The following is a 25,339-nucleotide window of genomic DNA, read 5'->3' on the forward strand; positions in this document are numbered from 1 at the left end:
CGTGTTGCGGACCGACCTCTCGGGAGACCCGACGTTCGCCGAGCTGCTCTCGTCTGCGAGGCGCACGTCCGTGGAGAGCCACGAGCATCAGGCATTGCCGTTCGACGTCGTGGTGCAGGATCAGGGGTTGTCCAGGCATGGCGATGAGAACCCGCTGTACGACGTGCTCGTCTTCGAGGTATCGGCACCGCACACCGAAGTCGCGGCAGGATGGTCACCGTTTGTCGAAGCGGTGTCCGCCGGCGTGATGACCGCAAAAAATGCGCTCGTGTTTGCCGTGGTCCATGACACGGAAGGGACGAGCATCCACCTGGCCTATGACACGACACGTGTGGACCATGCCGCGGCGAAGCGGCTGAGCGAGCACCTGCGGGCTCTGCTCCTCGACGTAGTGGCGTACTCTGACAAACCTCTGTGCGAGCTTGCTTTCCTGGCAGAGGCGGAGCACGGGCAGCTCGCAGCCTGGAACGATACGGCGGCCGTGGTTCCCGAGTGCAAGTGCACTCACGAGCTCTTCGAGGAGCAGGCCGCACGGACACCCGACGCCGTGGCATTGGTGTTCGCCGAGCAGCAACTCACGTACCGGGAGCTCGACCAGCGCTCGAATCAACTGGCCCACTACCTGCGCGCGCTCGGCGTGGGCCCGGAGGTGCTGGTGGGGCTATGCGTCGAGCGTTCGCCGGAGATGGTGGTCGGTCTGCTCGGCATTCTCAAGGCGGGCGGCGCGTACGTGCCGCTCGACCCCGGCTATCCGCGGGAGCGGCTGGCCTACATGCTGACGGACGCGCGGCCCGCGGTGCTGCTCACCCAGGAGCGCTTGCACGATAGGCTATCTGCGCACGAGTCCGTGACGGTGCATCTCGATGCGAGCCCGCCCCCTTGGCAGGAGCAGCCGCTCACGCCTCCCGCCGTCCAGGTAGGGCCGGAAAACGCGGCTTACGTCATCTACACGTCGGGATCGACGGGGAGGCCCAAGGGCGTCCAGGTTCTGCACGGGGCCCTGACGAACCTCCTGCACGATTTCGCTGAAAGGATGGGTGTCGGGCCTCGGGACGTGATGCTGGCCGTCACGTCGCTGTCCTTCGATATCGCCGGGCTGGAGCTGTTCATGCCCTTGCTTCGGGGAGCCTCGATCCACCTCGCGTCGCGGGAAGACGCGAGCCACGGGGACGTGCTGCTGAGAGCCCTGGAGCGCGCGACGATGATGCAGGCGACGCCTGCGACGTGGCGCATGGTACTCGACGCTGGCTGGATGGGCGGGAGACCCCTGCAGGTGCTGGGCGGCGGAGAAGCGATGACGCCGGATCTCGCGGTCAAGCTCGCGCTCCGGGCATCGTCGGTCAGGAACGTGTATGGGCCGACGGAGACGACGATCTGGTCTGCGCAATACCACGTCGACGCCGAGCCGGGCTACGTCCGGATTGGCCGAGGTATCGCCAACACGCAGCTTCATGTGGTCGACCAAAACCTGATGCAGGTCCCGGTGGGCATCGCTGGGGAGCTGTACATCGCGGGCGCCGGGCTCGCGCGCGGCTATCTGGGGCGCCCCGGATTGACCGCGGAGCGCTTCGTCCCCGACCCGTTCTCGAATGTGCCTGGGGCGCGGATGTACCGCACGGGTGACCTCGCCCGATGGGACGCGGATGGAGAGCTGGAGTTCCTCGGGCGCATCGATCACCAGGTGAAGATTCGAGGCTTTCGCATCGAACTCGGGGAGATCGAGGCGGTGCTGTCGTCACACCCGGCGGTGCGAGCGTGCGTGGTGATCGCACGGGAATACGGGCCCGACGACAGGCGGCTGGTTGCCTATGTGGTGCCCGGGGAAGGCGAATGCACGGAGGGCACGCTGCGCGAGCACCTTCAGGCCTCGCTGCCCGGGTACATGGTCCCCTCCGTATTCGTGCGGCTCACGGCATTGCCGCTGAATCCCAGCGGCAAGGTGGACCGAAAGGCCCTTCCGGCGCCCGAAGCGACGCGGGAGGCGGCGGCGACCTCGTACGTGGCGCCGCGCACGGACGCGGAGCGGGCGCTCGCGGAGGTGTGGTCGGAGGTGCTTCGCGTCTCCCCCGTGGGGATCGACGACAATTTCTTCGCGCTGGGGGGTGATTCGCTCCTGGCGATCCACGTCGTGGGTCGCGCCAAGCGCGCCGGACTCTCTTTTTCGGTGCGCGACGTATTCACGCACCAGACCGTTGCGGAGCTCGCGCAGGCGTCGCGCGGACGACGCGCGGTCTCGGCAGAGCAGGGCGCCGTGAAGGGGGTCGTGCCGCTGACGCCAATCCAGCGGTGGTTTTTCCAAGATGACCCCGTGGATGCTCATCACTATGCGGTCGCGATGGTGTGGACGCCGCCGCCCGCGCTGTCGCCCGCGATGGCGGAGGAGGCGCTCGGAGACCTCGCCGCGCAGCATGATGCGATGCGATTACGATATCGTCGCGCGGACTCCGGGTGGGTGCAGGAGCACGAGGATGGGGCGACCGTCCGGCTCGAGCGCGTGGACCTGTCCGCCGTGGAGGGGACCGCGCGCGGGGCCGCCGTGCAGAGCGCAGTGGAAACGCTGCAAACGGGGCTCTGCTTGTCCACGGGCCCTCTGGCCCGCTCAGCGTGGGTGAACCTCGGCGCGGACGGAGTGCGGCTCGTGCTCGTGGTGCACCACCTCGTGGTGGACATCGTGTCGTGGCGCATCCTCTGCGAGGATCTGACCAGGGCTTGCATTGCGCGGCTCGCGGGGCGGACACCGGATCTCGGGCCCAAAACGACGTCGTTCCGGCAGTGGTCCGAGCGGCTGCATACCTTCGTCGCGCGTGGCGGGCTCGCCAAGGAGCTCCCCTACTGGCAAGCGCAATGCGCGCGCAATGCTGCTCTGCCCGCTCCTGGTCCTGGCCACGCGCGAAGGACCATGGGCGAGAGCCGCACGGTGGAGGTGGTGTTGCCGGAGGCGGAGACGGAGGCGCTCCTGGACCTGCGCTCGGCCGACGGAACGGAGGCCCTCGACATATTGCTATCGGCGTTCGCGGAGACCCTGTGCGCGTTCGCGGGGACGGACACGATGTGCGTAGGGCTCGAGGGGCACGGCCGCGAGCCCATTGTGGAGGATGTCGACGCGTCTCGCACCGTCGGATGGTTCACGGCGCTCTTCCCGGTCCGTCTCGAGGTGCCTCCGGGGAGAGATCCCGGCGCCCTGCTCGAGGGCATCAAGGAGCAGCTCCGGGCGGTGCCGAGTCGAGGCGTGGGATATGGTTGGCTGCGGTATACCCACCCGGACGAGGCCGTGCGGGCGTCGCTGGCGGTGCAAATCCCCGCCGTATTCAATTATCAGGGCCAATTCGATACCGCGCCCAAGGACGGAGATCGGCGCGGCGGCTGGGATTTCATCGGTGCGCAGACGGTGAGGAGCCCACGGGCGCTTTCGCCTTTCGCGCTGGCGGTGAGCGGCATCGTCCTGCAAGGGCGCCTGCGCCTCATGTGGGCGCACGACCCTGCGGTCCATGACCGCTCGACGGTCGAGAGGCTCATCGAGCTATATCTGACATCGCTGCGGCGCCTCATCGCCCACTGCACGTCGCGCGGCGCGCTGGGGCAGACGCCCTCGGGCACCTCGCCCGCGCGCGAGGTGGGCGCCTCCACGCGCGCGGAAGCTCACTCGCTCGCGGGGCAGCAATGTATGTCATAGACCTCCTCCTCGAGGAGGCGAAGGGGCAGCGGGCTTCGATCCTGGCCGTCGCGACGATGGCGGGCATCGCGAACGCGCTTCTCCTCGTCGGAGCCAATGTCCTCGCCGGGTCCCCGGAGAAGGCGGACGTGCGGGCGCTTTTCCTGTTCGGATTGACGATGGCCCTCTACGTCCTCGGTGCTCGATCGACGTATCACCGGACGACATCCCTCGTCGAGGCTGTGCTCCACCGCATCAGGACGAGGATCGCCGCAAAGATCGAGCGAACGGAGCTCGAGGGGCTCGAGCGCGTCGGGACAGCAGAGATCTTCGACCGCGTCACGGAGAACATGTCCGTCGTGTCGGAGCAAGGGTGGGTGCTCGGGAGCTTTCTGCAGGCGCTCTTCGTCCTCGTGTTCGGGCTCCTTTACATTGCGTCGATCTCGCTTCCTGCCTTCGCGCTGATCGCACTCATGTTGGTGTTCGGGTTCTACATCGTTCAATACAGATTCGAAGACGTCGTGGACGTGCTGCGCCAGATTGGGCAGCTACGCCTCGAGTTCTTCGACAGGGTCATGGACCTGCTGAAGGGCTTCAAAGAAGCCAAGTTCAGCCGAAGGCGTGGCCGTGAGATCCACGGCGATATCGTGGGGATGGCCGAGTCGCTCCGCACCGGCGCCGTGAAGACGGCCGAGGGGCTCAGCGGCGTCTTGGTCATGCCCAACTGCGTCCTGTACCTCCTGCTGGGGGCGGTCGTATTCACCTTGCCCAGGTACGCCCATGTGGATACCGAGACCATGGCCAGCCTGGTCACGTGCACCGCGTTCGTGTGGGGCCCCTTCACCAGCGTGGCCGGAGGGCTCAATGCGGTGTTTCGCTCCAGCGTCGCATTCGAACATATCCGGGCGCTGGAGGGGAAGCTCGACGAGGCCGTTCAGCGAGCGGCCGTCCAGAAGACCGAGGACCCGTGGAATGGTCGCATCGGCACCCTCTCGACACGCGATATCGTTTACGAGTATCCCGACGGCAACGGGGACAGGAGCTTCCGCGTCGGCCCCCTGAGCCTCGACATCGAGCCGGGCGAGGTCGTCTTCCTCGTCGGCGGGAACGGGAGCGGCAAATCGACGCTGCTCAAGGTGCTCACGGGGCTCTACCCGCGGAGCGGCGGAGAGCTGCGTGTGAGCGGTGTCCTCGTCCAGCCGGAGAACGTGGCCGCGTACCGCGAGATGATTTCGGCGATCTATTCGGACTTCCACCTCTTCTCCAAGCTCTATGGCATGCTCGACGCGGAACCCGGGGCGGTGCGCGCGCTGATCGCGGAGATGGGCCTCCAGGGGAAGACCTCTTTCGAGGGGCAGCAATTTACCCGGCGCGCTCTGTCGTCCGGCCAGCGCAGGCGCCTGGCCACGATCATGACGCTCCTCGAGGATCGTCCCGTTTACGTATTCGACGAGTGGGCCGCCGATCAGGATCCTGGATTCCGCAGGTATTTCTACGAGGAGCTCGTGCCCGCGCTGAAGGGCCGGGGCAAGACGGTCATCGCCGTCACCCACGATGATCGCTACTTTCATTGCGCGGACCGCGTCATCGAACTGAGCTACGGGAAGGTCCAGGCGACCAACCGGATGAATGCGCCTTGACGATCGTCGATCTCATCGTCCAGGAGGCGGGGCGCGAGCGCAGCCGCATTCTCACGGCGGCGTCCATGGCGGGGGCCACGAGCATGTTCGTGCTCATCGGGGCGAACGTCGTCGCCGGCGCGCCGGAGCTCCTGGGGTTTCTGGCGGCCGGCCTCTTCGCGCTCGTCGTCGCCGGCCATTATCTCAGCGCGAAGTACGTATACTACCGGACGGCCACGGTCGTGGAATCGGCGCTGCATCGGATCAGGATCAGGATCGTCGACAAGCTCGAGAAGGCCGACATCCAGGGGATCGAGCGCATCGGCGCCGCGGAGATCCATGATGCCATCACGGAAAACCTGAGCGTCGTGTCCCACTACGGGCCGCTGATCGCGGCCTTCTTGCAAGCGGCCCTCATCCTGGCGTTCGCGGTGCTGTACGTCGCCTGGATTTCCTTGCCGACGTTCATCGCCATCTCGTTCCTGCTCACCATCGGCTACTTGACGTATCGAGAGAGGGCCAAGGAGCTCGAGCGTTATCTGCAGCGCCTCGGGGACGCCCGTGTCGCGTTCTTCGATTTGCTCACGGACCTGCTGAAAGGCTTCAAGGAGGTCAAGCTCAGCCAGCGACGCGGTCGAGACATCTGCGCCGACATCGAGCGGTCGTCCGGGGCACTGCGGGGATTCAACCTGAGGTCCGGCGAGATGAACGGCGACAATTTCATCTTCGCCAGCAGCAACCTCTACGCGCTGCTCGGCGTCATCGTCATCGTCCTTCCGCAGCACATCGACGTGGACTCCTCTGCGCTGGTCGATATCGTCGCGGCCATCCTGTTCCTTTGGGGGCCCATGACCGTGCTGATCACGGGGGCGCCCGCATACATCCGCTCGAATGTGGCGCTGGACAGGGCGCGGACGCTGGAGGAGAAGCTCGACAAGGCCATCCAGGAGACACGAATCGCGCAGGACGCCGAGGATACGTGGCGAGGTGGGTTCGGCGTGATCGCCGGACGCGGCGTCGAATTCGAATACGTCTCCGATGACGGCGACGGCGCGTTCCGCGTCGGCCCTCTCGACGTGGAAATCCCAGAAGGCGAGATCGTGTTCATCGTCGGCGGGAACGGGAGCGGCAAGTCGACGGCCCTCAAGGTCCTCACGGGGCTGTATCCGCCGACGGGCGGTGAGCTCCGGGTCGGCGGGATACGCGTCGATTCCAGCAACGTGGCCGCGTATCGCGAGAAAATCTCGGCCATCTACTCGGACTTCCACCTGTTCGCCAAGCTCTATGGGCTGCTCGACGTCGACCCCGCGGCCGTGCACCGCCTCATCGAGCAGATGGGCCTCCATCAGAAGACGTCGTTCGAGAACGAGGGTTTCACGAACCGAAATCTCTCCACCGGACAGCGCAAGCGCCTGGCCATGATCGTGGCGCTCCTCGAGGACCGGCCCATCTGTGTATTCGACGAATGGGCCGCAGATCAGGACCCCGAGTTCCGCGCGCACTTCTACGAAGAGCTTCTGCCGACGCTGAAGCAACGAGGGAAGACCGTCATTGCGGTCACACACGACGACCGATTCTTCCACTGTGCCGATCGAGTCATCACCATGGAGTATGGCCGGATTCGGTCTGTTGAACGCGCATGAACCCGAGAATCGAAAACGTGGCCAGCGAGCCTGTAATGATCAGCGCCGACAAGCTCGTCGAGCAGGGCGCCGACCTGCCGGCGATAGCCCGCGCGCAGCTCATCGAGGTGCTGACCTGGCTCCAGACCTCCATCGCCAAGCCGGATCCGCTCATCGGTCGCAGGGGCCACGTGTGCCCCTTCGTCGGGCCTGCCTTGACCCGCTTTCGATCCATCCGCTTTCATGTGTACCAGGGCGAGCTTCACCCGACCGCCGTGGAGCCGGTGCTGCGCGCTCTTGCGGCGCGCTTTCCGACGCTGCCGCCCGCCACCGAGGTCGGCCGCGAGTTCCGCGCCATCCTGACCCTGTTTCCCGAGCTGCCCCACGACGGCGGGCCGGTGCTGATCGATCCCGTGCAGCAGGCGCTGAAGCCCGAGATCACTGCCCAGGGCTTGATGATAGGCCAGTTTTATCCCGGCTGCCTCGAGCCAGGTTTGCACAACCCCGACTACCGCCCGCTCGAGGCTCCGTACCCGATGCTGGTGATCCGCCCGATGCAGCTCACCGATCTGATGTTCTTGTTCTCTCGCCCGGAATGCCTGCGCGCGTACGTCCGGAAGTTCGGCGTCTCCTCCCGCGACGAGCTCATCGCGCGCGTCGCAGCCGCCGACATCCCCAAGCTGCCGACGCGCTGGGAGGCGGTCCTGGACTCCGCGTTTCCACCCCAGGCGACCGTCGATTGATGGAGGATCTCGTGGCTCCGACTCGCAAACGCGATGAACCTCGCTCGAAGACGACACTCGGGCTCACCATTCGCGACATCCTGATCGCCACGGGGCTGCTCGCCCTCTTCACTGCGTTCTTCGTGCGAGGTGGCAGGTTCGTCCCCGACCTCCCGAAGCCCTCACGGCTCGTGGACATGAAGATCGCGACCGAGGCCTCGAGCGAGATGTGCGGATCGGCGCCGCACGACGGACACCCCGTCCTCGTCGAGATGCTCTACAGCAATGACAAGCAGGCATGGATCGACGAGGCCGCGACTCGTTTTGCGAAATTATGTCCGAAAATCCAGATCAAAGCGGTCGCGTCGGGCGGCATCGAGGGAGCCGATTCCATCCTGAAGGGTGACGTGCGGCCGACGATCTGGTCGCCGGCGGACGATCTCGTCCTGCGTTATCTCGATGGACGCTGGAACGAGAGCCACGGCCGATCCCTGTTCGACATCACGAAGCAGACTTCTCTCGCGCGATCGCCGCTCGTGATTCTGATATGGGAAGATCGGCTCGAGGTCCTCGAAGACATCCTCGAGAAAAACAAGAACGGTGAGGGGCTGTGGGTGGACGCGATGTGCCCGGGGGTGCCGCGGGACCCACAGGACCTCGAGGAGATGGCCCTCGAGCACATGGTGCCAGGGACGTGGAGCGATTGGTACGGTTCGGTCGTACCGGCGGCGCTCCCCGAGCAACCTACGCCGGCGGCTCGGCGGGTCGACAAGAAGTCCAAACGAGCTTATATCGCGCCGTTCCCGACAGCGGAAGAAATGAGGCGGTGGGGAAGGGCGAAGTTCGTGCACTCGTCGCCGACGCGCTCGGCGGAGGGGCTCGAGGCGCTTTACCTCATGGCGTACGACTACGCGTTGCCTCCGAACGACAGGCCGGCCGCGCTCAAGGAGCGCATCAAGGACGCGCTCGGGCAACCAAGCAAAGAGGGTGTGGTCGTGCGTGGCGACCTCGCCGAGGCGGATTTCGCTCGCTCGTTCCAGGAACGGCGAGAGCCTTTTCAGCGCTGGCTCAAGCGATGCGAAGCGGGCGTACCGCCCCCGCCGCCGTCCGCCTCCCTCTTGACCGACGCGATCTTCGACCTCGGCGCGAGCCGGTACGACGCTGTGGTGACGCCGGAGCAGCTCGTTTTCACGATTTTTCAGCAGCTCGACACACATGCCGACGTGATGGCCGAGCTGCGGGTCGTGTACCCGCAGCCGACGCTCGTGAACGAACATCCCGTGGTCATCGTCGACGACGGTCAAATCACCGCCGAGCAGCGCACGGCTGCTGAGAAATGGATCAGCTTCCTTCGTGGCCCGGAGATGCAGAAGCTGGCCGTCAAGCGGGGTCTCCGGCCGGCGAACCCCGAATTGAAGCTCCGGAGCATCGAGGACTCCGACAATCCATTCTTCAAATTTCGACGTTATGGCGTGGAGATCGACGCGCCGTTCGTCGAAGCGCCGCGCCTCGACGGCAAATTCGTGGCCGAGCTCGTTCGCGCCTGGCGGGACGCGACGGGGAGACACTGAGACCCGCTCATTGTTCAACGTGTGAACGGAGGAGAGAATCATGGCGACCGAAACCGCACAATCCAAGCAGTCGACGGAGAAGAAGACGGACGAACCTCGAATCGAGGTGAAAGAGGAGGCAACGGGCGCGTCCGCGGCCGGACCGAAGGCCGAAGCCAAGGTCGAGCCGAAATCCGACGAGAAGTCCAAGGGCAGCGCCGCGCCGAAGTCCCCTGAGCCCGTTTCGCGCGTGGGCCGCGCGGACGCCATCATTCGGCGCAACGTGCTTTGGGCGCTCGGCGCCGGGGTCGTTCCGGTGCCGATCGTCGACATGGTCGCGGTCACGGGCATCCAGGTGAAGATGCTCGCCGAGCTCTCGGAGCTCTACGAGCTGAGCTTCCGGGAGGACATCGCCAAGAAGCTCATCGGCTCACTCCTCTCGGGAGTCCTCGGCGTCGGCGCCGGCGCCGCGATTGGAGCGAGCCTGGGGAAGCTCATTCCATTCGTGGGCACCGCGTTCGGCCTCCTCACGGTCCCCGTCATCTCGGGCGCGTTCACCCGGGCGCTCGGCAAGGTCTTCGTCATGCATTTCGAGACAGGCGGCACGCTGCTCGATTTCGAGCCTCACAAGGTGCGCAGCTACTTCAAGCAGGAGTTCGAGAAGGCCAAGGAGTACGTCGCGGACGTGCAGAAGTCCAAAGAGGACGCCACGGCGACCAGCCAGTCCTGACGAGCCCCTGGTGAGAGCCACCCATGAGCAAGCCGGAAGCGGATGAAGAGATGGATGAGGGGTCTTCGAATGGCGACGCGAAGAAGCCACCCTTCCGGGAGCGGTTCGCGAAGTGGCTCCGGAGGGCCCGGTTCACCCTCTATACGACGCTGGTCGTCCTCCTGTTCTTGGTCGGCTTCCTCTGGCCACGGATATTCATCCGCGTGCCGGCGGGGAGCAGCGCCGTCATGTATCGATTTTTCCTCGGTGGGACGGTGACGGATCGGCTCTGGGGCGAGGGTCTCAACGTGATCCCGCCCTGGGACGAGCTCACCGTCTACGAGACGCGGATGCAGCATCAAAAGCTGAAATTCGACGTTCTCAGCGAGGAGGGGCTCAACCTCCCGTTGGAGGTCTCCGTACGATACCAGCCGCACAAGGAAATGCTCGGCCATCTGCACCAGGACATCGGCGTCGATTACTTCGAGAGGTTGATCCGTCCGGAGGTCGAGTCCCACGTCCGGCGCACCTTCGGCAACCGGACGGCGCACGATATCTACACGAGCGTGCGGGACCTCCTCCAGGAGGTCGGCAAGGTATCGGCGCTCGGACGCCTCGATGAAAGCGGTAATGCGCGTTCCTACGTGCAGCTCTACGAGCTCAAGCTCGTCGACATCGAGCTACCCGAGATCGTCCAGAGCGCGATCGCGGACAAGTACAGGCAAGAGCAGCTTATGCACGAGTATCGCTTTCGGCTGGAGAGGGAAGAGAAAGAAGCCGAGCGGAGACGGACCGAGGCTGCCGGGATCCGCGATTACAACCTCATCGCGAGCAAGGTATCTCCGGAGATGCTCAAGTGGCGCACCATCGAGGCGTCGCTCGAGCTCGCGAAATCTCAAATGGAGCTGGCGAAGTCGCAGAATTCGAAGGTCGTCGTACTCGGCGGAGGGCCGGGGGCGCAGATGCTCTTGAACGTCGATGGGGGCACGAGCGCTCCGGCAGCAACGGCGGGAGCGGGTTCTACCTCCGCGGCTGAAAAGAAGACGCAGGAAACCGCTAGAGCCGCAATTGAAGCGGCTCCTGCGCCGCCTTCGAGCCAACAGGAGGCACAGGGGGACGTGCAGTAGCGGACGAAGCGCCCCCGAGGGGGTGGAAGTGAAAGGATCAAACCAGGGTCATCACGACGAACGGCGTGGCGACGAGCCGCGGCGCCTCGACGTATTTTGCCCATGAGCGCCCCTCGAGGAGGCCTCCGAGCCCGACGATCGAGACGGCGGCCCACGTGATGAACGCGAGTTGCATCGTCAGCGGCCGGGGATTCAGGTCGTTGACGAAGAGATAACGCATCATCATCGGGATCATGAGCCCCGTCATCGCCATCAAGTAAAGCGTGGCCCCGCGGCTGCGCTTCACGTCGTACTTGGGCCGATCGAGCCTGACCTGGGTGTCGGCCTTCGCCATGCTCTTCGGCCACCAGCCGGGGGGCATGATCCAGACACCAAGCTCATCCAAGGAGTCCGATGTGCGCGACGCGCGTTCGATCGTATCGTCCAGCGGGGCCCACATGCAATGGATCGGGTCGAAGGACGCGACCTGCTCGACCGTGCCGTACACCGGCTGCTCGTTCTCCTCCACGAACGTGCCGAACATGCGATCCCAGAGGATCAGCATGCCCCCGAAGTTCTTGTCGAGGTAGGCGGGGTTGATGCCGTGGTGGACGCGGTGATGCGAAGGCGTGTTCAGCACCCATTCGAGCGGGCCGAGCTTGCCGACGAGCTCGGTGTGGAGGAAGACCTGGTAGGCCGTGTTGATGACGACTGCCGTGATGGACATCTCGGGGGGAACCCCGATGATCGCCAGGGGCAGGTAGAACGCGCGCCCGATGAACCCCTCCGCCGGGTGCTGACGGATCCCGAGGGCGAGGTTGAAGTCCTCACCCTGGTGGTGCAGCGCGTGCGCGGCCCAGGCGACATGCACGCGGTGCGAGAAACGATGAAACCAGTAGTAGAGAAAGTCGACACCGATGAGCAACCCGATCCAACCGATCGGCGAGTTTTCCTTGATGTCGAAGACGGCAGAACGCTCGTAGACGAACTCGTAGGTGGCCTGCAGGAAGCCAGCCAGGACAACAGCGGGGGCGAGCTGCGCCATGCCGACCAGCAGGTTCGACGTCACGTCCGGCACACGATAAACCTGCCGTCCACGCGTGCCGCCCACGCGCCATTCGAGTCCCATGGTCATGACCAGAAGTAACAACAGCAGCGCTTGAGGCACGGTGGACGAACCTACCACACGCCCACGTCATCCTGTAGTAGGATGGCGCATCATGGGCCTGACCCGGAAACACTCGGAGAAGCAGCCGTTCGGACCCATGGTTCGTGAACTGGCCATTGCCTCGGTGTTGCTCGTGCTCGTTTTCGTGCGAGGTGGCAGGTTCGCGCCAGACCTCCCGAACCCCTCGCGGCTCGTAGATCTGGAGGCCGTGAACGAGACGTTATGCGATGTTCGCAGGGCGTGGGCGCCCGCGGACAATCTCGTCCTTCGTATCTCGACGCTCGCGGGAAGCAGTCAGCCAGCGCGAGCAAGCCGCTCTGAGACCTCCAGGGCAGGCCTGGGGCTCGGCCCGCTTTTTGATGATTACGTTTTTCCGGTCCTCGAGGTGCTCGCCGTGGGTCTCCTGGGGAGGGCACGACGTATCGGCATCTGGGGAGCGCTGATTCTCTCCGTCATCCTCACGCCGATCGGAGGACTCCTCGTCACGCTGCTCTCCGGACCTCTAGACGAACACCCAAATCCGCTTGGGTGATCCGGCTCGCATGCGTCGCGCTGCGCTGGTCTTCTTCCTCGCGCCCTCTCACTCCTCCCGGCGTCCCCCGCGCTCGCGCAGCAGGCCAAACCCCGCGGCCGATCACGCTCGTCGATCACGACGGCGCGAAGCTCGACATCGCAGGGCAAAATCCGGCAGTGCACGCGAATATATCCGCGTCCCTCACCAGGGCCCGAGCGCCCCCGTTCGATCCCGCACGAGCCACGACGACCAGGAGCCGCGGATCAGCGTGACCACACGATCATCGACGATATGCCCGATGTGCCCGGCGGAGATCATCTTCGCCTCGACGCCCGCCCGCTTCAATTTCGCGAGGGCGGGCGGCGTCGCCGCTTCGCAGGCCGCCGTCGAGCAGACGAAGAGGACACGCTTGCCGCCCCCGCGGGCGAAACGGGCGGCGCGTTCGTCCGTCCAGCTACTTTGCCCGCCCTCGCCGAGCACGGCCACGGGGAATCGGGACGGTTCGTCCGCGAGGATCGGTACGCCGAAGAATGCGCCGCGGGAGAACCCTCCATAAATCATCGGCCCCTCGGCCACGTGGCGCCCGAAGCGCGCGCGGAGCGCCTCGAGCCCCGCGTCGATCTCGCGCTTCAAATCGCCGGCCGAGGCGAACCCGAACACCGGCTCGGGCCCTCTGCGGACGGCAATACCCTGGGGGCAGAGGATGAACGGGTGGCCCTTCGTCACGCCGAGAAACTCGCCACACGCCCATTCCGCACGATCACGGGAGCCGTGGACGCCGACCAGGATCGGCCGCGGCGACGTCGCCCCGGTGGGCACTGCGACCACGGCGTCCTCGAATCCCGGAAGTGGCAGGCGCACGAGCCAATCCCCTCCGAGCGGCGGGAGCGCGGAGGCCGACGCGAATGGCGCAGGCTCGCTCGATGCAGGCGGCGGGAGGGTGGGCGCGGGCGAAGGCGGATCCTCGGCGGATCTGGCGCATGATACGAGGAGAGGCGCCGTCACGCCGAGCGCGGTGACGATCGCGACCACGCGCGAACGGACGAGCATCGGCGAAGCGTAGCGCGCCTCGGCGCCCCGCGCCCTCTCGCCTCCGTCCCCTCGGCGAAGCGCGCCGGGGAGGCTCCCTCTCGTTTTGCGCGGGGGTTACGTACCCAGCGAGATGTCGTATTCATCCCGCCCTGGCTCGACGGCCTGGTCGGCCGCGCAGGCGAGCGCGCGTTTGGCGCCGCCTCGCGCAGCGACCCGGAAGGGCCTCTTCGCCAGGTATGGTGTCCCCGTGGCGGCCGTCGCGGCGACGACGGCGGTGCGGCTCGCGCGCATGTCCGTGACCCTCAGCAGCGGCCTGGGTCATCTCATGAATTCGCTGCACCGCGCGCGGAGCCGCGCCGAGGTCGCCGAGCGAAACCTGCGGGCGAGCGAGGCGTGGCTCCGCGTCACGCTCCGCAGCATCGGCGACGGCGTGATCGCCACCGACGAGGCCGGGCGGGTGGCATTCATGAACCTGTCCGCCGAGAAGCTCACGGGCTGGACGAGCGCCGAGGCCATCGGCCGGCCGCTCGGCGAGGTCTTCCACCTCGTCCGCAGGGACGATCACGCGAGAATCGAGGACCCGGTCGCGCTCGTCCTGCAGAAGGGCCGAGAGGGGCTCGCCAGCCACACCCTGCTCGTCGCGCGGGACGGGGCGAACTATTGCGTCGTGAATTCGGGGGCGCCGATCCGCGACGACGCCGGGCAAATCCGCGGGGTCGTGCTCGTCTTCCAGGACGAGACGGAGCAGGCGAAGGCCGAGGAGGCGCTGCGGCGCCTCAATGCCGAGCTCGAGCGGCGCGTCGCCGAGCGCACCCGGGCGCTGGAGGAGGCAAACGCGGAGCTCGAGGCGTTCGCCTACACGATCGCGCACGACCTCCGGGCCCCCGTGCGCAACATGCATTCCCTGGCAGACGCCCTGGTCGAGGACTACACGGACGAGCTGCCCGCCGAGGCCCGCGAATACACGCAACGTATCGTGAGCGCGGCGGTCCGGATGGACGACCTCATCCAGGACCTGCTCGCGTACGCCCGCCTTTCCCGCGAGGCGATTCGCCTCGAGCCGCTCGACTTGGACGCCGTGCTGACCGACGTTCTCGGGCAAATGCGCCCCGAGCTCGACGAGCGAAGAGCCGACGTGAGCGTGGCGTGGCCGCTCGGCCGCGTGATCGCCCACCGGACGACGCTCGGGCAGGTGGTGACGAACCTGCTCGGCAATGCCATCAAATTCGTGCGCGCAGGCGAGCCACCCGTGGTGCATATCTCCGCCGAGGACCGCGGCGATCACGTCCGCCTCCGGGTCGACGACCACGGCATCGGCGTCGAGCCCGAGCATAAGGAGCGGATCTTCCGGGTCTTCGAGCGTCTCCATGGCCAGGAGGTGTACCCGGGCACCGGCATCGGCCTTGCCATCGTCCGCAAAGGCCTCGAGCGGATGGGCGGATCGTGCGGGGTCGAGCCCAACCCGGGCGGAGGGAGCCGTTTCTGGATCGAGCTGCTGAAGAGGGAGGGCGTATGAGGACCGACGAGCTCGGCGTGCTCGTGGTCGAGGACGACTCGACCGACGTGCTCATGATCCGCCGCGCCTTCAAGAAATCGCACCTTTTGAACCCGCTCCACGTCGTCGACAATGGCGACGCGGCCGTGGACTACCTCGCCGGGCGGCCGCCCTACGACGACCGCACGCAGCACCCGCTGCCGGCCCTGATCCTGCTCGATCTGAAGCTCCCTCGGCGATCGGGGCTCGAGGTCCTCGAATGGCTGCGGAGCCAGCCGGGGCTCCGGCGCATCCCGGTCGTCATGCTCACGTCGTCGATGGAGAGCACGGACGTGCGCAGGGCGTACGACCTCGGCTGCAACTCGTACCTGGTCAAACCCGTCAGCTTCGAGGGGCTGCTCGACGCGGTGAAGGCGCTCGGCGTCTACTGGCTCCTGCTCAACCGCAGGCCGGACACGGAGGTCGCGTGATCCGATGCGTTTCCTCGTCCTGGACGACAACCCCGACGACCGGTTGATGGCGATCCGGTTCCTCCGGCAGGAGTTCCCGGACGCCGCCGTGGATGAGGTCTTCGATCGGCCCGGGTTCGACGGGGCGCTCGCCCGGGGCGGGTACGACGCCGTCGTCACCGATTACATGATGCAATGGACCGACGGCCTCCAGGTCCTCGAGCACATCAAGGACCACTGGCCCTATTGCCCCGTCGTCCTCTTCACCGGCAGCGGGAACGAGGAGGTGGCCGTCGAGGCCATGAAAGCCGGGGCCGACGATTACGTCGTCAAGAGCCCCCAGCGAATGCCCAGGCTTCCGCTCGCGGTCCGGCACGCGATCGAGCGGATGACGGCGAAGCGGCGGCTGTCCCAGGTCGAGACCCACCTGCAAAGGCTGACGGACGCGCTCGACGTCGGCGTCTTTCGCGCAAGCCCCGAGGGAGAGCTCCTCTCGTGCAACCCGGCGTTTCTGCGGATCGTCGGACGGAGCACGCTCGAAGAGGCCCGCGCGCAGCGCCTCGACGGCCTCCTCTCGCCGCCCGGGCTCTACGACGAGGTGCGTGACCCCGAGGGCGGGCGGGTGAGGGCGAGGCGCGAGGTGGAGGTGAGCCGGCCGGACGGGTCGCGTGTCTGCGTGCGGGTGAGCGAGCGTCTGGGCGAGGAGGAGGGCCGCCCGGTGGTGGACGGGCTCGTGGAGGACATCAGCGAGCACAAGGCCCTGGCGGAGGGCCTTCAGGCGCGGACCGAGGAGCTCCAGCAGGCGGACCGGCGCAAGGACGAGTTCCTCGCCATGCTCGCCCACGAGCTGCGCAACCCGCTGGCGCCGATCCTCAATGCGGCGACGCTCGTGCGGGTGAAGACGGCCTCGCTCGCGGACCCGAGGATCCAGGGCGCCTGCTCGATCATCGAGCGGCAAGTCCTGACCTTGACGCGGCTGGTCGACGACCTGCTCGACGTGTCCCGGGTGAGCCAGGGGAAAATCACGCTGCACCCGGAGGTCATCGACCTGAACACGGCGATCACGCAGGCCATCGAAATGGTACGGCCGCACATCGAGGGGCGGCAGCAGGGCCTCGCCGTCCACCTGCCGGCCGAGCCGCTCGAGGTGCGCGGCGATCTCACCCGGCTGACGCAGATCTTCGCGAACCTCCTCAACAACGCGGCCAAGTTCACGCCCCAGGGCGGGGCGCTCGACGTGACGGCCGGAAAGAGCGGAGCGGACGTGCTCGTACGGATCACGGACACGGGCGTGGGGATCGTCCCGGCGCTGCTGCCGCATGTCTTCGACCTGTTCACGCAGGGGGACAGGTCGCTCGATCGTGCCCAAGGGGGGCTCGGGGTCGGGCTGACGCTGGTGAAGCGGCTGGTGGAGATGCACGGCGGAGCGGTGACGGCCGAGAGCGCGGGGGTGGGAAAGGGGAGCATTTTCACGGTGCGGCTGCCGGCGCTCGTGCCGTGAAGGGAGCGCCGACGCCGGAGATTTGCTCCCGGCCGCGCGACGCTGTCCCCGCGAGCGCGAGATGGTTTACGGTCGGACCATCCGTATGAACTCGAACCAGAACACGCTTTCTTTCGTCGCCCTCGCCCTCGCCCTCGCCCTCCCCTTCGCCGCCTGCTCCGGCGAAGGCGGCGGCAACGGGGACGCGACCGGCAGCGGCGGCGCCTCGTCTTCCGCAACCTCTTCGGCCGGCGGCTTCGGTGGCTCCGGCGGCTCCGGCGGCGCCGGCGGCGCCGGCGGTGGCGGCCAGGTGCATACCGACCTTTTTGCGTGTGGCGTGACGACCGACTGCCCGCAGATGAGCATTCACCTCTCCCCGGAGCCCGAGCAGGCCCTCGTCTGCGCCGCGAAGCTCATCGTTTCGAGCGCGCCCGGCGCGCTCAGCGCCCTCGAGGTGCCGGGGCCCAACTTCACCCAGACCGAGCGGCTCATCGTCCTGCAGGGTGACGGCAAGGCCCTCGTGCAATCGCGCCATCGGGCGTGCGAGATCGGGAGCTGCCCCCCCGAGCCGATCCCCTGGGAGCCCTCCTCGGCGCATCAGATCTGCGACGTCGTCCTCGGCGACGACGTCGCGGCAGGCTGCGCGGCCATGGACGACATGACGTGCCGGTGGTCGCCCTGGGGCCCCGGGAAGCTCGAGAACTGCGTCGAGGTCGAGGACTGGGGCTGCGACGACGTCGCGGCGCTCCTCTGATTTCGCTCCCGCCGATCACCGCCTGATCCGCGACAGCCACGCATCCACGTCCGCCACGGCCGCCGCCGCCCTCGGCCCCGCCGCCACATACCCCGCGCGTGCCTCGTCCACGAGCGAGGCCACGCGTGGAGGGTCCTCCCCGGCCGCCACGAGCGCCTGCGCCAGCAAGAACCGCGCGTCCGCGAGCATCGCCGGATCCCCCGGCTGACGCAGGTACAGCGTGATCGCGCGCTCGAGCAGCGGGATGGCCTTCTTCGGCGCCTTTCGCTCGAGGTGGATGTCCGCGAGCGGGACGAGCGCGTCGGCAATGGACGGGTGCTCCTCGCCGAGCCGCGCCTCGTTGATGGCGAGCGAGCGCTCGACGAGCGGCTGCGCTGCGTCCAGGCGGCCGAGCTTGCCGTACGTCCTGCCGAGCAGATCGAGCGTGCTCGCGACGAGCGGATGATCCGGCCCGAGCGCCTCCTCGCGGATCACGAGCGCGCGGCGATAATGGGCCTCCGCCTCCTCGTAGGCCCCCTCGTCGTCCCGCAAGACGCCGAGATACACGAGCGAGCCGGCGACGGACACGTGCTCGGCGCCGAGCGCCTTTTCACGTATCGCGAGCGCGCGGCGATAATGCCGCTCCGCCTCCTCCTTGCGCCCCAGCATGTGCAGGGCGCGCCCCATGGCTTCGAGGCACGTGGCGGCTTGCTCGGAGTCCTCGCCGCCTCGCGCGCGCTCCCCCTCGAAGGCCTGCTCGAAGAGCGGCAGCGCCGCGGCGTGGTCGCCCCGGATCGTGAGGATCCGGCCGAGATCGAAGAGCGCCAACACGCGCACCGGGTGGTCGGCCGGCAGGTGCCGCGTGCTGTCCTCGAGGATGGCTCGGCTCTCGGCCTCGGCCTCCTTCAGCGCGCCGGCCTCCTGGTGGACGGCGACGAGCGCCCGGCGCGCGCGCAGCGTGGAGGGGTGGTCCTTGCCCAGCGTCCTCGACAGGACGGCGATCGCCCGATCGACGGGCGCCCTCGCGCCTTCGAGCTTCCCCTGGTTGCGCAGCGCGCGCGAGAGCCCTTGCAGCGCGGCCGCGAGCAGCTCGGGATCGTGCGGCGCGACGCGCTCGACCTCCTCGACGGCCCGCCGGCAATCCGCCTCGATGTGCGGCGCGTCGGCGAGCACGTTCCCTCGTGAGCAGATCCGCACCGAGAGCCGCGCGAAGAGCTCCGGATTGGCCCCGCGCCTGCGGAGCGCCGCCCGCGCATACGAGAGGGCCTCCGCGGCCTCGTCGGCGCGGCGCGTATCAAACGCGACGATGCCGAACCGATCGACCCAGGCGCTCGCCACGATCTCGTCGTGGTGGCTCGATATCGCCGCGCGCGCGGCGGCGTGATAATCCGCCTCGGCCTCGTGATCTTTGCCGAGCAGATCACGAATACGCGCCCGCAGGTAGAGCGCCTCCGCCTCGATCGGCCCATACCGCGCCGCGGCCGCGCGCCCGACGAGCGGATCGACCCGCGCGAGCCCGGCCTCGTAACGCCCCACCGCGAGCTCCGCCCGCGCGCGGGAGAGCTCCGCCGCGATCCGGTCGATTTCTTCCTGCGCGGCCGGATCCTCCGGGCGCGGATCCATCGCGGAGAGCGAGACGAGGTCCGCGCAATCGCTCACGGGCGCGAGCTCGGCGACGGCCTGCGCGCTCCTGTCGACCACGGCGACATCCGCCTGCGAGAGCGCCTGCGTGAGCGCGCCGAGATCCCCGAGCCGCCGCTCCAGGCACACCATACGCCGGCCGAGCTGCTCCTCCGTCTGCTCGCCGCGCACCCGGGTCGCCTCGCAGGCCTGCGTATGTGCCTCCTCCCAGGACGTCGCGCGCCGATCGAGCTCGGCCGCCGCATGGTCGAAGGCGCCCGCCGCGTAGGGCAGCCCGGTCGCGACAAACGCCTCGTGGACGGCGGCGCGCCTCGAAGCGTCCCACACGCCCTCGAGCCGCCTCGACGCCCCGCGGCAGGGCGCCTCCGCCGCAGGGCCCATCGACGCGTGCACGACCCCGCCCGCGAGCGCCGCCGCCAGCAGGGGGACGACGACCATCCCGATTCGCCGCCGCAACACGCGCCGATCCCGCTCGAGGAGGGCGAGCAGCTCCACGAGCGAGGGGTGCCGCGCCTCCGGCTTCGCGGAGAGCCCGCGCCGCAGGGCCGCGTCGAGCCAGGCGGGGACCTCGGCCGCGCGTGGGGCGTGCACGTCTCCTCGCTCGATCGCGTCGAGGATCTCGCTCCGCGTCTCGCCGCGGAAGGGGCGCGCCCCGTGGAGCGCCTCGTGCAGGGCGACGCAAAAGCTGAATTGGTCCGCGCGCGGGCCTGCGCGCCTGCCCCGGTGTTGCTCGGGCGCCATGTACGCGGGCGTGCCGGCGACGACGCTATGGGCCGTCGATTCCTCTGCGTGCGCGGGCGCGGCGCCGGGGGCGCGCCCGTCCCGCGCGAGGCCAAAATCGAGCACCCGCACCCGGCCGTCGCGCCCCACCACCACGTTCGCGGGCTTGAAGTCCCGGTGCACGATCCCCACCTCGTGCGCGGCGGCGAGCCCCCGGCCCGCCTGCAAGAACACCGGCAAGACCTCCTGCCACGGCCGGCGGCGCTCCGCGAGCCACGCGGCGAGCGTCGGCCCCTCGACGAACTCCATCACGAGGAAGACGTCTCCGCCCGTCACCCCCACGTCGTGGATCGCCACCACGTTCGGGTGCGCGAGCCGCGCCAGCGTCTGCGCCTCCGACAGCAGCCGCGCGCGGGCCTCTTCGCTGCCCTCCCCGTGCCCCTCGGCGCGCAGCACCTTCAATGCGACCCGCCGGTTCAGCTCCGGATCGTAGGCGGCATACACCACGCCCATACCGCCGGCGCCCACCCGCGACAGCACGACGTAGCGGTGGACGGCGCTCCCGGGCGCGAGCGCCGCCTCGGCGCGTGGCGTTCGTGTATCCTTCCACGTCGCGCTGCCCTCCCCGCTCGGGCCTCGGGACGGCCCCACCGCGGCGAGCACCTCCTGGCACGCGGGGCATTGCTCCACGTGGTGCTCGGTCTGCGCGGCCGCCTCGGGGGCGAGGTGGCCGCCGAGCAGCGCGTTCAGCGTGTTCTCACCCGGGCAATCCATGCGAAAGCCCCGGCAGATTAGCAGGATCGACGCCCGCGATGCTACCATGCCCGCGCATGGGAGACGGATCGGCCCTGGCGCGCTGCTTCTCGACCGCGTGGCGCGCCGCGCGGCCGGAGGCGCCCGCGGATTCGCTCGACCTGGGCCCGGCCGAGCTCGAGGCCCTGCTCGCCTCCCTGCTCGCCGCGGCGCGCGCGGCCTGGGCCGGCGTGCACCTCGAGCCCGACGTATTCATTCCCTACCTCGCCGCCCGGATCGGCGCGGACGTGCCATTACATCGCGCCCTCACGTCGAGCACGTGCGTGGACCTCTACCTCGCCTGCGCTTGTGCCCGCGGCGACGCGGCGGCCCTCACGCTCTTCGACAAGGCCCTGCTGCGTGACGTCACGGCGGCGCTCTCCCGTATCGACCTCGGCAGCACCACGCTCGAGGACCTCCGGGACCGCATCCGGCATCGAATCCTCGTCGGCGAGGGGGACGCGCTCCCTCGAATCGCCGAATACACGGGCCGGGGGGATCTGCGCGGCTGGCTTCGTGTTGTCGCCGTCCGCGAGGCGCTTGGCCTCCTGCGCAGGCAGAAGCGTGAAGAGCGCGTCCACCACGAGCTCGAGCTCGCCGAGCTCGACCCGTCCTCCGGGGATCCCGAGCTCGCCTTGATCGAGCGACGTCACCACGAGGCCTTCCAGGGCGCCTTCCGGGAGGCGCTGGCCGCGCTCTCCCCGCGCGACCGCAACCTCCTGCGCCAGCACTACCGGCAGGGCCTCGGCATCGACGAGCTCGGCGCGCTGCACGACGTCCACCGCGCCACGGCGGCCCGCTGGCTCGCCCAGGCGCGCGACCGCCTCGCCTCCGGCACGCGGCAGCGCATGCGCGAGCGCTTGCGGGTCGAGGGCGGCGAGGTCGACGACATCCTGCGCCTCCTGCAGAGCCGGCTGGAGATCACCCTGCGATCGCAGGCGTAGGCCGCGGGTCGAAAAAAAAATGCGACACCGGGGCGCGCCGAGCATCCCCCGGATGTGAACACCAGAGCCTTCTCCCTCCTGCTCGCCCTCTCCCTCACGCTCGCGGCTTGCAACCACGTGCGGCAGACGACGCCCCTCGCCTACGCGGGTGACGGGCGGACCACGGTCGCGTCGCTCGACGCCGCCATTCAGAAGCGCGGCTATCGCGCCATCTGCAAGGAGCGCGAGTACTGCAAGTTCCAGCCGAACCCCGAGGTCTGGGTCCATTTCAAGGCGACCGCGGACCGGGTCGTGATGGCCGTCGACCTTCTCGACGGCAAGAAGATGCCCGCGGACAAGCAAAAGGCGCTCACGGACGAGGCGACCACCCTCGGGCAGGCCATCTGGGCCGAGGCGAGCGCGGACGCCGGGCAACGCGAGCGGGCCGCGGCGGAGCGGGAGCGGGTCGAGGAGGAGGCGGAGCGCCGCGAAGAGGAGCGCCGGGCCGCCGAGGCGAAGGCGCGCGGGAGCGAGAGCGGGGGCGGGATCGGCGGCCTGCTCGGCACGGCCTCGGACGTCCTCGGGGGCATCAAGACCACGGAGTCCGGCCAGAGCAATACGACGGCGACCGCGCAGAGCAGCGCCTCGGCGCATTGCTGCATCAACCGCGCATACTACCAGTGCCCCTCGGCCGCAGCCGTCAACAAGTGCGCCGGCGAGTCCGCCGCGTGCCTCACGCGCTGCATGATGGGCGGGGGCTCGGGCTGCGGCGAGCGCTGCATGAAAGAGCACCCGCCGGATCCCTCCGATTGCCAGCGGCAGCCGGAGAAGGACGGCCAGTGCAAGTGAATTCATTTCGAGGTTCGAGGAGAGCTTACCATGTTTGACGTACGAAGAAGCTTCGTGCCGTGGCTGCGCCGCGGCTTCGGCCCGGCCCTGATTGCCGTGCTCGCCGCTTGTCATGGCGGCGAGGCGCCCGCGCTCGAGGGCGACGTGGGAGTGGCGCCGATGGAGATGGGTTCGCTCTCGGGGGTCTTGCAGGCCAAGCTCCTGGCGAGCGACGGAGCGGCGAACGACCATTTTGGTGCATCGATCGCGATCTCGGGCGACACGGCGATCATCGGCGCGGAGTGGGATGGCGACAAGGGCCAGTCCGCCGGCTCGGCCTACGTCTTCGTGCGGGAGGGCGCCACGTGGACCCAGCAGGCCAAGCTCCTTGCGAGCGACGGGGCGGCGCTCGACCTCTTCGGCGCGACGGTCGCGCTCTCGGGGGACACGGCGATCGTGGGGGCCCTCGGGGACGACGATCAGGGCGCGAGCTCGGGCTCGGCTTACATCTTCGTCCGTGAGGGCGCCACGTGGACCCAGCAGGCCAAGCTCCTGCCGAGCGACGGGGCGGCGGACGACACGTTCGGCGACTCGGTCGCCCTCACGGGGGACATGGCGCTCGTCGGCGCGAGGGCGGACGACGACATGGGAACGAACGCGGGCTCGGCGTATGTCTTCGTGCGCGAGGGCGCCACGTGGACCCAGCAGGCCAAGCTCCTGGCGAGCGACGGGGCGGCGTCCGACAACTTCGGCGACGCCGTCGCGCTCTCGGGGGACACGGCGCTCGTGGGGGCGTCCTGGGACGGCGGCCGGGGCTCGGCCTACGTCTTCGTGCATGACGGCGCCACGTGGACCCAGGAGGCCAAGCTCGTGGCGAGCGACGGGGCGTCGCAAGACTATTTTGGTTATGCGGTCGCGCTCTCCGGGGACACGGCGCTCGTGGGGGCGTACGGGGACGACGATCAGGGCTCGCACTCCGGCTCGGCCTACGTCTTCGTGCGTAATGGCGGGACGTGGACCCAGGAGGCCAAGCTCCTTTCGGACGAGCCGATGACGGAGCTCGACCACTTTGGCATTTCGGTCGCGCTCTCGGGCGACAAGGCGCTCGTGGGGGCCTATCCGGACGACGAGAAGGGCACGAACGCGGGCGCGGCCTTCGTCTTCGCGCGCAGCGGCGGTCTGTGGACCCAGCAGGCCAAGCTCATGGCGGGCGACCCGGCGGCGGAGGACCACTTCGGATATTCGGTCGCGCTCGCGGGGAACACGGCGCTCCTGGGGGCGCCTGGGGACGACGACAAGGGTTCGAACTCCGGCTCGGCCCACGCGTTCCTCCTGACGGCGAGCCTGGGGAGCGCCTGCGCGAGCGGCGCGGAATGCGCGAGCGGGTTCTGCGTGGACGGCGTCTGCTGCGACGCGGCGTGTGGCGGCGGCGCGACCGGCGATTGCCAGGCGTGCAGCGTATCGGCGGGCGCGGCCGAGAACGGGACGTGCGCGCCGATCGTGGCAGGCACGGTGTGCCGCGATTCATCCAGCGTATGCGACATGGCGGAGGTATGTGACGGCGCCACGAACGACTGCCCGGCGGATGGGTTCGTCGCGGACGGCACGCCCTGCGAGATGGGGGTTTGCCAGAGCGGGATGTGCATGAACGGCGCCGGCGGAATGGGCGGCGCTGGTGGCAGCGGCGGAATGGGCGGCAGCGGCGGGAGCGGAGGTGGGAGCGGAGGCGGGGGCGGGAGCGGCGGCGGGAGCGGAGGCGGGGGCGGGAGCGGAGGCGGCAAGCGAAATCTGTTTGTGTACCGTTTCTGAGGCCAGAGCGAGGACTAACGGCGCGATCTTAAACAGGATTTGCATGGTCCCGCCGGTCACGGGCGGAAGCCTTGCGGGGCGCTCGGCGCAGCCCTCGGGGTGCTCTTGACGTTCGGCGCGCGCTCGGCGCGGTCGTGCTCGACGGGCGCAGCCCTCGGGACGCTCTCGATGTTCGGCGCAGCCCTCGTGAAGCTCGGCGCGGTCGTGCTCGACGGCGCAGCCCTCGTGAAGCTCGGCGCGACGCACGGCGCAGCCCACGGGGCGCTCGGCGCGCGTTCGGCGCGGTCGTGCTCGACGGCGCAGCCCTCGGGACGCTCTCGATGTTCGGCGCAGCCCTCGTGAAGCTCGGCGCGGTCGTGCTCGACGGCGCAACCCTCGTGAAGCTCGGCGCGACGCACGGCGCAGCCCACGGGGCGCTCGGCGCGGTCGTGCTCGACGGCGCAGCCCTCGCGACCGCGCGTCATTCAGTGGGCAACGGCTGACAGCAATAAACCGAAGGATTGATGGGGTGCATCTCTCCGATGGGTTCGCCCCCCATGGCTGCGCACATGCCGGGCTCATTGCTGACCCATTGCGCAGCAATCGCCTCCATGCCTACCGGCATGAAGCCCGAGACACAACCTGGCATGCCTGACACGAGCACCGAGCCTAGAGCGCCGATCAGTTCCACTTTCCCGTTCATTTCGAGTACTTGCGCGAGGGGGATCGACAAGCGCCATCAGGCATGATCCACTGCACGCGGCTCGCCCAGCCGACGGAGTGGATCCCTGTGTCG

Annotated in this window: 22 protein-coding genes; 17 read left to right on the forward strand and 5 right to left on the reverse strand. The window is 68.4% G+C overall.

Features of this window, described 5'->3' with window-relative positions; genetic code table 11:
- The first annotated feature begins 1 nt into the window (after position 1).
- The 7 genes from GF068_RS42410 to GF068_RS42435 are packed head-to-tail and all read left to right on the forward strand — an operon-like array spanning position 2 to position 11,001.
- On the forward strand, positions 2-3,673 hold the full coding sequence (locus GF068_RS42410; RefSeq protein WP_338046789.1) for an amino acid adenylation domain-containing protein: 3,672 nt from the start codon (positions 2-4) through the stop codon (positions 3,671-3,673).
- Positions 3,661-5,292, forward strand: a complete 1,632-nt coding sequence (locus tag GF068_RS42415; protein ID WP_153825283.1) for a cyclic peptide export ABC transporter — start codon at positions 3,661-3,663, stop codon at positions 5,290-5,292. Before GF068_RS42410 ends, GF068_RS42415 begins: the two co-directional genes overlap by 13 nt.
- A complete protein-coding gene (locus tag GF068_RS42420; RefSeq protein ID WP_153825284.1) occupies positions 5,289-6,914 on the forward strand; it encodes a cyclic peptide export ABC transporter in 1,626 nt (541 codons plus the stop codon). The genes GF068_RS42415 and GF068_RS42420 overlap by 4 nt, the downstream gene beginning before the upstream one ends.
- A complete protein-coding gene (locus GF068_RS44010; protein ID WP_170320028.1) occupies positions 6,911-7,636 on the forward strand; it encodes a DUF6875 domain-containing protein in 726 nt (241 codons plus the stop codon). The genes GF068_RS42420 and GF068_RS44010 overlap by 4 nt, the downstream gene beginning before the upstream one ends.
- 11 nt (positions 7,637-7,647) lie before the next feature.
- Complete coding sequence (locus tag GF068_RS42425) at positions 7,648-9,186, forward strand: substrate-binding domain-containing protein (protein ID WP_170320029.1); 1,539 nt, start codon at positions 7,648-7,650, stop codon at positions 9,184-9,186.
- A gap of 40 nt (positions 9,187-9,226) precedes the next feature.
- Positions 9,227-9,895: a YcjF family protein gene (locus GF068_RS42430; RefSeq protein ID WP_153825286.1), complete on the forward strand. Its 669-nt coding sequence runs from the start codon at positions 9,227-9,229 to the stop codon at positions 9,893-9,895.
- Between the two features lie 23 nt (positions 9,896-9,918).
- The gene (locus tag GF068_RS42435; protein ID WP_153825287.1) at positions 9,919-11,001 is read left to right on the forward strand and encodes a prohibitin family protein; all 1,083 of its coding nucleotides are present in this window, start codon (positions 9,919-9,921) and stop codon (positions 10,999-11,001) included.
- Positions 11,002-11,038: 37 nt separating this feature from the next.
- Here GF068_RS42435 and GF068_RS42440 read toward each other — a convergent pair whose 3' ends face one another.
- Entirely contained in the window at positions 11,039-12,109 is a 1,071-nt protein-coding gene (locus tag GF068_RS42440) for a sterol desaturase family protein (protein WP_170320030.1), read from the reverse strand.
- Positions 12,110-12,200: 91 nt separating this feature from the next.
- Between GF068_RS42440 and GF068_RS42445 the strand changes: the two genes are divergently transcribed.
- Complete coding sequence (locus tag GF068_RS42445; protein WP_153825289.1) at positions 12,201-12,680, forward strand: hypothetical protein; 480 nt, start codon at positions 12,201-12,203, stop codon at positions 12,678-12,680.
- A gap of 183 nt (positions 12,681-12,863) precedes the next feature.
- Here the strand turns inward: GF068_RS42445 and GF068_RS42450 are convergent, their stop codons facing one another.
- Both GF068_RS42450 and GF068_RS44015 read right to left on the reverse strand, forming a co-directional pair.
- Positions 12,864-13,712, reverse strand: coding sequence for a hypothetical protein (locus tag GF068_RS42450; RefSeq protein ID WP_153825290.1), 849 nt, complete (start codon positions 13,710-13,712; stop codon positions 12,864-12,866).
- Between the two features lie 96 nt (positions 13,713-13,808).
- Positions 13,809-13,985: a hypothetical protein gene (locus GF068_RS44015; RefSeq protein WP_170320031.1), complete on the reverse strand. Its 177-nt coding sequence runs from the start codon at positions 13,983-13,985 to the stop codon at positions 13,809-13,811.
- Here GF068_RS44015 and GF068_RS42455 point away from each other — a divergent pair.
- The 4 genes from GF068_RS42455 (at position 13,984) to GF068_RS42470 (ending at position 17,872) form a co-directional block, all read left to right on the forward strand.
- Positions 13,984-15,210, forward strand: a complete 1,227-nt coding sequence (locus tag GF068_RS42455; RefSeq protein ID WP_170320032.1) for a sensor histidine kinase — start codon at positions 13,984-13,986, stop codon at positions 15,208-15,210. The genes GF068_RS44015 and GF068_RS42455 overlap by 2 nt on opposite strands.
- Positions 15,207-15,659, forward strand: a complete 453-nt coding sequence (locus GF068_RS42460) for a response regulator (RefSeq protein ID WP_153825292.1) — start codon at positions 15,207-15,209, stop codon at positions 15,657-15,659. Before GF068_RS42455 ends, GF068_RS42460 begins: the two co-directional genes overlap by 4 nt.
- Before the next feature lie 4 nt (positions 15,660-15,663).
- Positions 15,664-17,139: a sensor histidine kinase gene (locus GF068_RS42465; protein WP_153825293.1), complete on the forward strand. Its 1,476-nt coding sequence runs from the start codon at positions 15,664-15,666 to the stop codon at positions 17,137-17,139.
- Between the two features lie 85 nt (positions 17,140-17,224).
- The gene (locus tag GF068_RS42470; RefSeq protein WP_153825294.1) at positions 17,225-17,872 is read left to right on the forward strand and encodes a hypothetical protein; all 648 of its coding nucleotides are present in this window, start codon (positions 17,225-17,227) and stop codon (positions 17,870-17,872) included.
- Between the two features lie 15 nt (positions 17,873-17,887).
- Here GF068_RS42470 and GF068_RS42475 read toward each other — a convergent pair whose 3' ends face one another.
- The gene (locus GF068_RS42475; RefSeq protein ID WP_170320033.1) at positions 17,888-20,986 is read right to left on the reverse strand and encodes a serine/threonine-protein kinase; all 3,099 of its coding nucleotides are present in this window, start codon (positions 20,984-20,986) and stop codon (positions 17,888-17,890) included.
- Positions 20,987-21,042: 56 nt separating this feature from the next.
- Between GF068_RS42475 and GF068_RS42480 the strand changes: the two genes are divergently transcribed.
- From GF068_RS42480 to GF068_RS42500, 5 genes are read left to right on the forward strand one after another with little or no spacing between them, the layout of a single operon-like run.
- Positions 21,043-21,948 (forward strand): sigma-70 family RNA polymerase sigma factor, encoded by a 906-nt coding sequence (locus GF068_RS42480; protein WP_153825296.1) that lies wholly within the window; start codon positions 21,043-21,045, stop codon positions 21,946-21,948.
- Positions 21,949-22,002: 54 nt separating this feature from the next.
- Positions 22,003-22,776 carry a hypothetical protein gene (locus GF068_RS42485; RefSeq protein ID WP_153825297.1) on the forward strand — a complete coding sequence of 258 codons (774 nt, stop codon included), beginning with the start codon at positions 22,003-22,005 and terminating at the stop codon, positions 22,774-22,776.
- Positions 22,777-22,806: 30 nt separating this feature from the next.
- Complete coding sequence (locus GF068_RS42490; protein ID WP_206079673.1) at positions 22,807-24,564, forward strand: hypothetical protein; 1,758 nt, start codon at positions 22,807-22,809, stop codon at positions 24,562-24,564.
- 39 nt (positions 24,565-24,603) lie between these two features.
- Positions 24,604-24,906 (forward strand): hypothetical protein, encoded by a 303-nt coding sequence (locus GF068_RS42495; RefSeq protein ID WP_153825298.1) that lies wholly within the window; start codon positions 24,604-24,606, stop codon positions 24,904-24,906.
- Entirely contained in the window at positions 24,885-25,046 is a 162-nt protein-coding gene (locus tag GF068_RS42500) for a hypothetical protein (RefSeq protein ID WP_153825299.1), read from the forward strand. Before GF068_RS42495 ends, GF068_RS42500 begins: the two co-directional genes overlap by 22 nt.
- Here the strand turns inward: GF068_RS42500 and GF068_RS44020 are convergent.
- Complete coding sequence (locus GF068_RS44020) at positions 25,025-25,246, reverse strand: hypothetical protein (RefSeq protein WP_170320034.1); 222 nt, start codon at positions 25,244-25,246, stop codon at positions 25,025-25,027. The genes GF068_RS42500 and GF068_RS44020 overlap by 22 nt on opposite strands.
- Positions 25,247-25,339: the final 93 nt, after the last annotated feature.

The organism is Polyangium spumosum (assembly GCF_009649845.1).
Lineage (GTDB): Bacteria > Myxococcota_A > Polyangia > Polyangiales > Polyangiaceae > Polyangium > Polyangium spumosum.

What these genes read in the sequence shown, in the direction of transcription:
- GF068_RS42460 (WP_153825292.1), top strand. Translation starts at nt 15,207, where the DNA reads ATGAGGACCGACGAGCTCGGCGTGCTCGTGGTCGAGGACGACTCGACC.
- GF068_RS42445 (WP_153825289.1), top strand. Translation starts at nt 12,201, where the DNA reads ATGGGCCTGACCCGGAAACACTCGGAGAAGCAGCCGTTCGGACCCATG.
- GF068_RS44020 (WP_170320034.1), bottom strand. Translation starts at nt 25,246, where the DNA reads ATGAACGGGAAAGTGGAACTGATCGGCGCTCTAGGCTCGGTGCTCGTG.
- GF068_RS42470 (WP_153825294.1), top strand. Translation starts at nt 17,225, where the DNA reads ATGAACTCGAACCAGAACACGCTTTCTTTCGTCGCCCTCGCCCTCGCC.
- GF068_RS42490 (WP_206079673.1), top strand. Translation starts at nt 22,807, where the DNA reads ATGTTTGACGTACGAAGAAGCTTCGTGCCGTGGCTGCGCCGCGGCTTC.
- GF068_RS44010 (WP_170320028.1), top strand. Translation starts at nt 6,911, where the DNA reads ATGAACCCGAGAATCGAAAACGTGGCCAGCGAGCCTGTAATGATCAGC.
- GF068_RS42450 (WP_153825290.1), bottom strand. Translation starts at nt 13,712, where the DNA reads ATGCTCGTCCGTTCGCGCGTGGTCGCGATCGTCACCGCGCTCGGCGTG.
- GF068_RS42500 (WP_153825299.1), top strand. Translation starts at nt 24,885, where the DNA reads ATGTTCGGCGCAGCCCTCGTGAAGCTCGGCGCGGTCGTGCTCGACGGC.
- GF068_RS42440 (WP_170320030.1), bottom strand. Translation starts at nt 12,109, where the DNA reads ATGGGACTCGAATGGCGCGTGGGCGGCACGCGTGGACGGCAGGTTTAT.
- GF068_RS44015 (WP_170320031.1), bottom strand. Translation starts at nt 13,985, where the DNA reads ATGCGCGCGAGCCGCACCGCCGTCGTCGCCGCGACGGCCGCCACGGGG.
- GF068_RS42480 (WP_153825296.1), top strand. Translation starts at nt 21,043, where the DNA reads ATGGGAGACGGATCGGCCCTGGCGCGCTGCTTCTCGACCGCGTGGCGC.
- GF068_RS42430 (WP_153825286.1), top strand. Translation starts at nt 9,227, where the DNA reads ATGGCGACCGAAACCGCACAATCCAAGCAGTCGACGGAGAAGAAGACG.
- GF068_RS42465 (WP_153825293.1), top strand. Translation starts at nt 15,664, where the DNA reads ATGCGTTTCCTCGTCCTGGACGACAACCCCGACGACCGGTTGATGGCG.
- GF068_RS42435 (WP_153825287.1), top strand. Translation starts at nt 9,919, where the DNA reads ATGAGCAAGCCGGAAGCGGATGAAGAGATGGATGAGGGGTCTTCGAAT.
- GF068_RS42415 (WP_153825283.1), top strand. Translation starts at nt 3,661, where the DNA reads ATGTATGTCATAGACCTCCTCCTCGAGGAGGCGAAGGGGCAGCGGGCT.
- GF068_RS42455 (WP_170320032.1), top strand. Translation starts at nt 13,984, where the DNA reads ATGTCCGTGACCCTCAGCAGCGGCCTGGGTCATCTCATGAATTCGCTG.
- GF068_RS42475 (WP_170320033.1), bottom strand. Translation starts at nt 20,986, where the DNA reads ATGGATTGCCCGGGTGAGAACACGCTGAACGCGCTGCTCGGCGGCCAC.